The sequence below is a fragment of the Polaromonas sp. genome (genome assembly GCF_049790275.1).
GTDB lineage: Bacteria > Pseudomonadota > Gammaproteobacteria > Burkholderiales > Burkholderiaceae_C > Polaromonas.
Genome location: NZ_JBAQYR010000030.1, coordinates 1 through 8461, shown reverse-complemented (window position 1 = coordinate 8461; position 8461 = coordinate 1). Strand labels below are relative to the sequence as shown.

Here is an 8461-nt window from a genome sequence, read left to right as displayed (position 1 = left end):
CGCGTAACTCCCTGCCCCCCCGAGGGGGCCGCTGCGCCTGCGGGCCGGCAGAGCCGGACCCGCGGCCCCTGCTTGGAAAGACGGAAGAGTGGCATTTGCATTGCGCCCTGCACGCAATGAAAAGCGTGGAGGTTGGTGCAGTCAGCTAGCCGTGGGGATAAAAGCCTAGAATTTGCGAAACAAGCCGAAGAGCCGTTTCGCCTGCACGCTCCGCCGGAGCGCGCAAGGACTCTCATCAGGAGACAAACATGCGTATTTTGATTGCAGAAGATGACCAGGTCCTGGCCGATGGCTTGCTGCGTACGCTGCGAGCCTCCGGCGCGGCGGCCGACCACGTGGCCAGCGGCACCGAGGCCGACGCCGCCTTGATGACCAACACCGAATTCGACCTCCTCATCCTGGACCTGGGCTTGCCGCGCATGCACGGGCTCGAGGTGCTCAAGCGCCTGCGCGCCCGCGGCTCGGCCATGCCGGTGCTCATCCTCACCGCCGCCGACAGCGTGGAAGAACGCGTCAAAGGGCTGGACTACGGCGCCGACGACTACATGGCCAAACCGTTTTCGCTGCAGGAGCTCGAAGCCCGCGTGCGTGCCCTGATACGCCGCGGCATGGGTGGCGCCAGCAGCACCATCAAACACGGCCCGCTCGTGTACGACCAGGCCGGCCGCGTGGCCACCATCGACGGCCAGATGCTGGAGCTGTCGGCACGCGAACTGGGCTTGCTCGAAGTGTTGCTGCAGCGGGCCGGCCGCCTCGTCAGCAAGGACCAGCTGGTCGAGCGCCTGTGCGAGTGGGGCGAGGAAGTCAGCAACAACGCGATCGAGGTGTACATCCACCGCCTGCGCAAGAAGATCGAAAAGGGCCCGGTGCGCATTGCGACTGTCCGGGGACTCGGTTATTGCCTGGAGAAGATTCCTGGTTAAATATGGCCCCCACGCTTTTCACTGCGTGTAATGCGCTGCCCCCCGAGGGGGCGCTGCGCCTGCGGCCCGGCAAAGCCGGTTCCGCGGCCCCTGCTGGCCTTGCCTGCAGAGCGCGGGGGCACACAGTCCTGTGGCGCTGAGACTCTTCCAACGCGAACGGCGCAGCCTGTTCGGCGAAATCCTGGACTGGATGCTCACGCCGCTGTTGCTGCTGTGGCCGATCAGCCTGGCGCTGACCTGGCTGGTGGCGCAGAACATTGCCGGCAAGCCGTTTGACCGCGCGCTGGAGTACAACGTCCAGGCCCTGACCCGGCTGGTTGTGGTCCACAACAAGCAGGTGCAGTTCAACCTGACCGCACCGGCGCGCGAACTCCTGCGCGCCGACGACACGGACCTGGTGTTCTACCAGGTGCTGGGCTCCCGCGGCGAATACCTCAGCGGCGAGCGCGACCTGCCCCTGCCACCGGATGAAGAAACCAGCTTTGAAGGCGAGGTCCGGCTGCGCGAAGACATGATGCAGGGCCAGGAGGTGCGCGTCGCCTACACCTGGATCAAGGTCGAGGCGCCGGGTGGCCACCCCATTCTTGTGCAGGTGGCCGAAACCCTGGAAAAACGCAAGACCCTGGCCACCGAAATCGTCAAGGGCGTGATGGTGCCGCAGTTCGTCACGCTGCCGCTGGCCGTGCTGCTGGTCTGGCTGGCGCTGGTGCGCGGCATCAAGCCGCTGGACCAGCTGGAAAAACGCATTCGCGCGCGCAAGTCCGACGACATGAGCCCGCTTGACGAAACCATCGTGCCCGAAGAGGTGGCGCCGCTGGTCTCGTCCATCAACGACCTGCTGAGCCGGCTCAAGGTCCTGCTGACCACCCAAAAACGTTTCCTGGCCGACGCCGCTCACCAGCTCAAGACCCCGCTGGCCGGCCTGCGCATGCAGGCCGATCTGGCCCAGCGTGAAACCGACGCCGACGAACTCAAGAAATCCCTCAAGCAGATCGGCCGCGCCAGCATACGCGCGACGCACACCGTCAACCAGTTGCTGGCCCTGGCCCGTGCCGAAACCACCGGCCGCAGCCTGGCCAAGCAGCGCCTGGACCTGGTCCAGATCCTGGCCGACGCGATCCAGGACTCGGTGCCGCGCGCGCTGGAAAAGCACATCGACCTCGGCTACGACGGACCACCGCCCGGAGAGCCCGCCAGCGTGCTGGAGGCCAACCCGACCCTGCTCAAGGAACTGGTGCGCAACCTGCTCGACAACGCCCTGAACTACACGCCCGACGGCGGGCAGGTTACGCTGCGGCTGCTGACCGACCGCTTTAGCGGCGTGATTGTGCTGATGGTTGAAGACTCGGGCCCCGGCATTCCGGCTTCCGAGCGCGAGCTGGTGTTCCAGCCCTTTTACCGCGCGCTCGGCACCAATGTCGACGGCTCGGGGCTGGGCCTGGCCATCGTGCAGGAAATTGCGCGGCAGCACGGTGCCACCGTCGCGGTGGACGACGCCCTGCCCGGGCACACGCCCCCCGGCACCCGGGTCACAGTTCGTTTCACGGGCTTTGCAGATCTGCCACAAGAATAAAGCTGCGCGTCACTACACTGTCTCCATACCCCTGGAGACCTTTCACCCCCATGAAGACGATGAAGCCCGCGGTCCCCGTGCCCACCCAGGCCGAAGTGAGCAACCGTGAAAGCCGGCGCCACATGCGTACGCGCCTGAAGATCGGCCTGTCGGCCTGCTTCTCCCACGCCGACCCCACGCGTTCGCTGTTCACCGGCAAAACGCTGCAGTACGTCGAGCAGACCGTCGCCCACTGGATCATGTCTTCCGGCGCCATGGTGGTGATGGTGCCCTGCCCGACCGGCAGCACGCAGCGTGGGGATGTCAACTTTGACGACTACGCCCAGTGGCTCGACGGGCTGGTGCTGCACGGCGGCGCCGATGTCTGGCCCGGCAACTACGGCGAAGAGCCCCTCGAAGAGCGCTGGTCCGGCGACCGCGTGCGCGACGAATACGACAAGGCCCTGGTCGCCTCCTTTGAAAGAGCCGGCAAGCCCGTGTTCGGCATCTGCCGCGGCATGCAGCTGCTCAACATCGCTTTCGGCGGCACGCTGTACCAGGACATCGCCACCCAGGTGCCCGAGTCCTTCGTGCACCGCGATGCGGTGGTTTACGACCAGAACTTCCACAGCGTGGAGATCGTCCAGGGCACACAGCTGTCCCGCCTGTACCCCGGCGTGGAACGCGCGCGCGTCAACAGCATCCACCACCAGGGGATCAAGGACCTCTCGCCCGAGTTCGTGGCCGAGGCCTTCAGCGTGCCCGACGGCATGGTGGAAGCCATTCGCCGCAAGGACCCGGCCAAAAGCTATATCGCGGCGCTCCAGTGGCACCCGGAGTTTCACCAGCCGGGTTCGGACACGATTGATGATGCGGCTGTGCTGGAGGATTTTCTTTCTGCGGTGGCTGCAGCCAAGAAACACGTCACGGCCTGATTCGTCGCGGGCTTCAGGCAAAAGTGGCTTTATCCCCAGTAGGGATGTACGCCAACAGCTATTGAATTAATAGCGCATCTTCTCTAACGTTCCGGCTGAGCTGTTTAGACTCGTTCTTCGGTTGCCGGTTTGTGGTGTGCCAGCAAGCCAGGACTCGCCCCGGCTTGCTGGCAAACCACTACCAGTGGAATCAAAGATAGCTTTGACAGAGGCCAGCCCAAACGGGGCGAGTACCTCCGCGGTCGGATTTACTCCGCCGTCAAATGCTTCCCAACAATCCCCGCCAACTCAAACATCGTCACCTGCGGCTTGCCGAACACGGCCAGCAGCTTGGCATCGGCATTAATGGCGCGCTTGTTAGCCGCATCCTGCAGGTTTTCAGCCTTGATGTAGTCCCAGAGCTTCTTGATGACCTGGGTGCGGGCAACCGGTTCGTTGCCGATCACTGCGGCCAACGCTTCGCTGGGTTTGAGGCCGCTGCCTGGTTTGGCAACGCGTGGGGTTTTCGGTTTCGCGGTTTTGGCGGTGGGTGCTTTTTTGGCCGCGACTTTCTTCGCAGCCGCTTTTTTCGCCGCAGGTCCGGCGGTCTTGGCCGCAACCGTTTTGCCAAACGGCGTTTTCACGGTACCGGTCCTCGGCGGGCCGGCGGTTTTGCGTGGCGGGAATTTCGACGGTGCGAACTCGAAGTTGACCTTGCCGGCTTCGGCGTCCCAGGCCAGCATGGCTTTGAAGGGGCGGCGTGTGCGCATGGAGACAAATTTGTCCAGCATGTCGGTCTTGCCCGCGGTCAGCAGCTTGACCATCTGTTCACGTTCCACCGGCTGCTGCAGGATCACCTGGCCGGTCTTGAAGTCGCAGCTCGGTGTGGGCTGGGCGTTGGTCGGCACCGATTTCTCACACACATAATTCTTGCCGTGTTCGAACACCCCGGCGCCGCACTTGGGGCAGGCGCCCAGCGATTCCTGGCCTGAAAAATCGACAATCTCGCCGGTTTCGCCGTTCTTGTCGTCGCCGAAGTCGAACTCGAGCTTGTAGTTCTTCGTCTCTTCGTCGAACTTGATGACCATCTCGGCCGTGAAGGGCCAGCCCGCCTTGGAGCGGAAACCGTCCAGCGGGCCGATGCGTTTGTCGCGCAGGAACTGCTCCACCTCGGCCACCTCGAAGGTGCGGCCGGCAGGCGTCTTGCCGAACGAGAAACCGCAGCCATCGTCGCCCTTTTTGCCGGTGCAGGTGTAGCGCCGGTAGTTCTCCTTGATCACGCCGCCGCAGTTGGGGCAGGGCGCGCTGAGCGTGGCGTAGTCGCCCGGAATGGTGTCCTTGTCGTAACCCTTGGCCTTGTCGACCAGGTTTTTGGTCATGGCGGCAATTTCGGCCATGAAAGTCTCGCGGCTGAGCTTGCCGTGTTCCATCTGCGCGAGTTTGTGTTCCCACTCGCCGGTCAGGTCGGCGCGAGAGAGCTCTTCCACGCCCAGGCCGCGCAGCAGCGTCATGAGCTGGAAGGCCTTGGCCGTCGGGATCAGCTCACGGCCTTCGCGCAGCATGTATTTCTCGTTGATCAGGCCCTCGATCGTGGCCGCGCGCGTGGCCGGCGTGCCCAGGCCTTTTTCCTGCATGGCTTCACGCAGCTCGTCGTCGTCAATTGTCTTGCCAGCGCCTTCCATCGCGCCCAGCAAGGTGGCTTCCGAATACCTTGCCGGTGGCCGGGTCTTGAGCCCCTTGGCTTCGACCACCTCGGCGCGCACCATCTCGCCGGGCTTGACCGGCACCAGGCTCTGGCCCTTGTCGCCTTCCTTGGCATCGGCCACTTCATCGGCGGCTTCCTTGCCATAAATCGCCAGCCAGCCCGGCTTGACCAGCACCTTGCCTTCTGTCTTGAAGCTGTGGCCCACCGCTTGCGAAATACGCGTGGTCACCAGGTATTCGGCACTCGGGAAAAACACCGCCATGAAGCGGCGCACCACCAGGTCGTACAGTTTCTGTTCGGCATCACTCAGGCCGCTGGGCGCCTGCAGCGTGGGGATGATCGCAAAGTGATCACTCACCTTGCTGTTGTCGAAAATGCGCTTGCTCGGCTTGATGTAGTTGCCCTTGATGGCCGTGGCCGCGTGCGGTGCCAGGTGTTTCATGGAACTCGCGGCCAGCATTTCAAAGGTCTGCTTCACCACCGGCAAATAGTCTTCGGGCAGCGCGCGTGAATCGGTACGCGGGTAGGTCAGCGCCTTGTGGCGCTCGTACAGGCTTTGCGCAATCGACAGCGTGGTCTTGGCGGAAAAGCCGAACTTGCCGTTGGCCTCGCGCTGCAGCGAGGTCAGGTCAAACAGCAGCCCCGCCGCCTGCGTGGTCGGCTTGCTTTCTTCCGTCACCGTGGCGGCTTTGCCGCGCACAGCCTCGGCAATCGCCAGCGCCTCGCGCTCGGACCAGACGCGGTCGGCCCTCAGCTCGGCATCGGGCTCGGCATTGTCCGCATTAGCCGCGGCTTTTTTCCACTTGGGGTCAAACCACTTGGCCGGGTACTCGCCGGCTTCGGCCAGGAAGCTCGCGTGGATTTCCCAGTAGTCGCGGGAGACGAACTTGCGGATTTTTTCCTCGCGCTCCACCACCACCGACAGCGTGGGCGTTTGCACCCGGCCCACCGTCGTCAGGAAGAAGCCGCCGTCACGCGAATTGAAGGCCGTCATGGCGCGGGTGCCGTTGATGCCGACCATCCAGTCGGCCTCGGAGCGGCAGCGCGCCGCATCGGCCAGCGGGAGCATCTGCGCGTCGGTGCGCAGGCTGTCAAAACCCTCGCGGATGGCGGCCGGTGTCATCGACTGCAGCCACAGGCGTTTCACGGGGTGCGCGCTCTTGGCGTACTGCTGGATCAGGCGGAAGATCAACTCACCCTCGCGGCCCGCGTCACAGGCGTTGACGATGGCACCCACGTCCTTGCGTTTGGTCAGCTTGACGATGGCATTGAGCCGCGTCTTGGTCTTGTCCATCGGCTTGAGGTCAAAGTAGGGCGGAATCACCGGCAGGTTGGCAAAGCTCCATTTGCCGCGCTTGACGTCAAACTCTTCCGGCGCCTGGATCTCGACCAGATGGCCCACGGCCGAAGTGATGACCCAGTCATCGCTTTCGAAATATTCATCGTGCTTTTCAAACTTGCCCGCGGTGGGCGTAATGGCACGAACGATGTCCTGCGCCACCGAGGGTTTTTCTGCAATCACCAGCGTTTTCATAAGTACTTCTTCAAACCTTCTACATCTTCGGGGAACATTTCCCCGGCTTCGGCAAACAGGACTTTTCCGCGCTTGCCATTAACTCTCAACACCGCCACCACCGGCAAACCGGCCGGCTTGGGCAATACCCTGGCCACCTCGGGGGTCAGCATCCCGGCGGGAAAGCTGTAGCCCTTGGCCTTCATATAGTTGGCCGCCGCAGCGGCCTCCTTGTCAATCGACAGCGCCAGCACCTCCAGGCCATGGGCCTTTTGCGCCCGCCACAGCGCCTCTATATGGGGCGACTGCACCGCACAAAAAGGGCACCAGCTGGCCCACCAGTACACCACAAGCACCTTGCCCTGCGCCTGCGCGGGCGTCCAGAGGCTGCCGTCCAGCAGTGTCACCGGTAACAAGGACAGGGTGCTGCCCACCTTGGGCAAAGGGCTTTCCGGGCCCCTGGCCAGCGCAGGCAAACCCAGGGCCGCAGCAGCCAGTGCGGCGGCAGACGCGATGGCCTTGCGGCGCTTCAACATGGCTTGCTCCTTGCGTGCATCACTACAATAACGGCTTCGCGCGTGCGTACGCGCGCACCCGCATGTGCGCGCACATGCATGAATTAACCATACCAAAAAAAATTGACGTGTCAAAAAATCAGGACTCTGCCCCCCTTTCCAGCCTGCCCGACAACCCGGTGCCGGACACTGGCCGCCGCATCCAGACCCGCCGTTCCGGCGTGCATGGCAAGGGCGTGTTTGCCGTGCAGGACCTGGCCGAAGGCGAGACCCTGATCGAATACATCGGCGAAGTCGTGACCTGGAAGGAAGCGCTGCGCCGCCACCCGCACGACCCGAAAGACCCGAACCACACCTTCTACTTCCACATCGACGAAGAACATGTGATCGACGCCAAATACGGCGGCAACTCCTCGCGCTGGATCAACCACAGCTGCAGCCCCAACTGCGAAGCCGACGAACAGGACGGCCGCGTCTTCATCAAGGCGCTGCGCAACATCAAGGCCGGTGAAGAGCTGTTCTACGACTACGGCCTGATCATCGACGCCAAGTACACGAAGAAGCTCAAGGCCGAATACCCCTGCTGGTGCGGCGCGCCCAATTGCCGCGGCACGCTGCTCGCGCCCAAGGACGACAAGCCGGGCAAGAAGGAAAAAAAGAAGAACAAGCCTGAGAAAGCGTCCGCTGCCGACAAGCCCGTGAAGGGCAAGCAGCTCAGGAAAGAACTCAACAAGGAACTCAAGAAAGTCCTGAAGAAGGCCGGCAAAGCCGGGAAGGCCGACAAGCCAGGCAAAGGTAAAAAGGACTGAGCGGTCCCTGCCGTGCATCCCAGTCCCACCGTCCCCATCCGCTGGTCCGCCGAGGCCATCTGGGAAGCCGTGGCACCCGTGCTGCCCGGCTTCACGGTCGAGGTGCTGCCGCAGGTCGACTCGACCAACACCGAGCTGATGCGGCGCTTCCGCAGCGCCGGCCCCACCGCCGCCGAACCGGTGCTGCTGGTGGCCGAACAGCAGACCGCCGGGCGCGGGCGCATGGGGCGCAGCTGGCAAAGCAGCGTGGGCGACAGCCTGACTTTTTCACTCGGCCTGCCCCTGCAGCCGGCCGACTGGTCGGGGCTGTCGCTGGCCGTCGGCATCAGCATTGCCGAAAGCCTGGAGCCCGGCAACCCTGCCGCCCCGGCCATCCGCCTGAAATGGCCCAATGACCTGTGGCTGGCCGATGCACAGGGCGGCGAATCCAAGCTGGGCGGCATCCTGGTGGAAACCGCCAACTGGGGCGAGCTTCGCTACGTGGTGATTGGTGTGGGCATCAACGTGCGCGCCATGGCCCAGCACCTGCC

General features: G+C 63.7%; 7 protein-coding genes. 5 read left to right on the top strand and 2 right to left on the bottom strand.

Features of this window, described 5'->3' with window-relative positions:
- Window positions 1–248: 248 nt before the first annotated feature.
- The 3 genes from WA904_RS03605 to WA904_RS03595 all read left to right on the top strand — a co-directional run bounded on the left by WA904_RS03605 (window position 249) and on the right by WA904_RS03595 (window position 3410).
- Window positions 249–923 (top strand): response regulator, encoded by a 675-nt coding sequence (locus WA904_RS03605; protein WP_096666079.1) that lies wholly within the window; start codon window positions 249–251, stop codon window positions 921–923.
- A 136-nt stretch (window positions 924–1059) separates the two neighbouring features.
- Window positions 1060–2496 carry a sensor histidine kinase N-terminal domain-containing protein gene (locus tag WA904_RS03600; protein ID WP_425195754.1) on the top strand — a complete coding sequence of 479 codons (1437 nt, stop codon included), beginning with the start codon at window positions 1060–1062 and terminating at the stop codon, window positions 2494–2496.
- Between the two features lie 122 nt (window positions 2497–2618).
- On the top strand, window positions 2619–3410 hold the full coding sequence (locus WA904_RS03595) for a gamma-glutamyl-gamma-aminobutyrate hydrolase family protein (protein WP_425195753.1): 792 nt from the start codon (window positions 2619–2621) through the stop codon (window positions 3408–3410).
- A 248-nt stretch (window positions 3411–3658) separates the two neighbouring features.
- On the opposite strand, the gene WA904_RS03590 is transcribed toward WA904_RS03595, so the two are convergent.
- Both WA904_RS03590 and WA904_RS03585 read right to left on the bottom strand, forming a co-directional pair.
- Entirely contained in the window at window positions 3659–6628 is a 2970-nt protein-coding gene (locus WA904_RS03590) for a DNA topoisomerase III (RefSeq protein ID WP_425195752.1), read from the bottom strand.
- Window positions 6625–7143, bottom strand: a complete 519-nt coding sequence (locus WA904_RS03585) for a TlpA family protein disulfide reductase (protein ID WP_425195751.1) — start codon at window positions 7141–7143, stop codon at window positions 6625–6627. The genes WA904_RS03590 and WA904_RS03585 overlap by 4 nt, the downstream gene beginning before the upstream one ends.
- Window positions 7144–7217: 74 nt before the next feature.
- On the opposite strand from WA904_RS03585, the gene WA904_RS03580 reads away from it, so the two are divergent.
- On the top strand, window positions 7218–7931 hold the full coding sequence (locus tag WA904_RS03580) for an SET domain-containing protein (RefSeq protein WP_425195750.1): 714 nt from the start codon (window positions 7218–7220) through the stop codon (window positions 7929–7931).
- 12 nt (window positions 7932–7943) lie between these two features.
- The coding region (locus WA904_RS03575) for a biotin--[acetyl-CoA-carboxylase] ligase (protein WP_425195749.1) at window positions 7944–8461 on the top strand (518 nt) is incomplete at its 3' end.

Excerpts from the sequence above, each read along its gene's own strand:
- WA904_RS03580 (WP_425195750.1), top strand. The coding sequence starts at position 7,218 with ATGCATGAATTAACCATACCAAAAAAAATTGACGTGTCAAAAAATCAG.
- WA904_RS03585 (WP_425195751.1), bottom strand. The coding sequence starts at position 7,143 with ATGTTGAAGCGCCGCAAGGCCATCGCGTCTGCCGCCGCACTGGCTGCT.
- WA904_RS03605 (WP_096666079.1), top strand. The coding sequence starts at position 249 with ATGCGTATTTTGATTGCAGAAGATGACCAGGTCCTGGCCGATGGCTTG.
- WA904_RS03595 (WP_425195753.1), top strand. The coding sequence starts at position 2,619 with ATGCGTACGCGCCTGAAGATCGGCCTGTCGGCCTGCTTCTCCCACGCC.
- WA904_RS03590 (WP_425195752.1), bottom strand. The coding sequence starts at position 6,628 with ATGAAAACGCTGGTGATTGCAGAAAAACCCTCGGTGGCGCAGGACATC.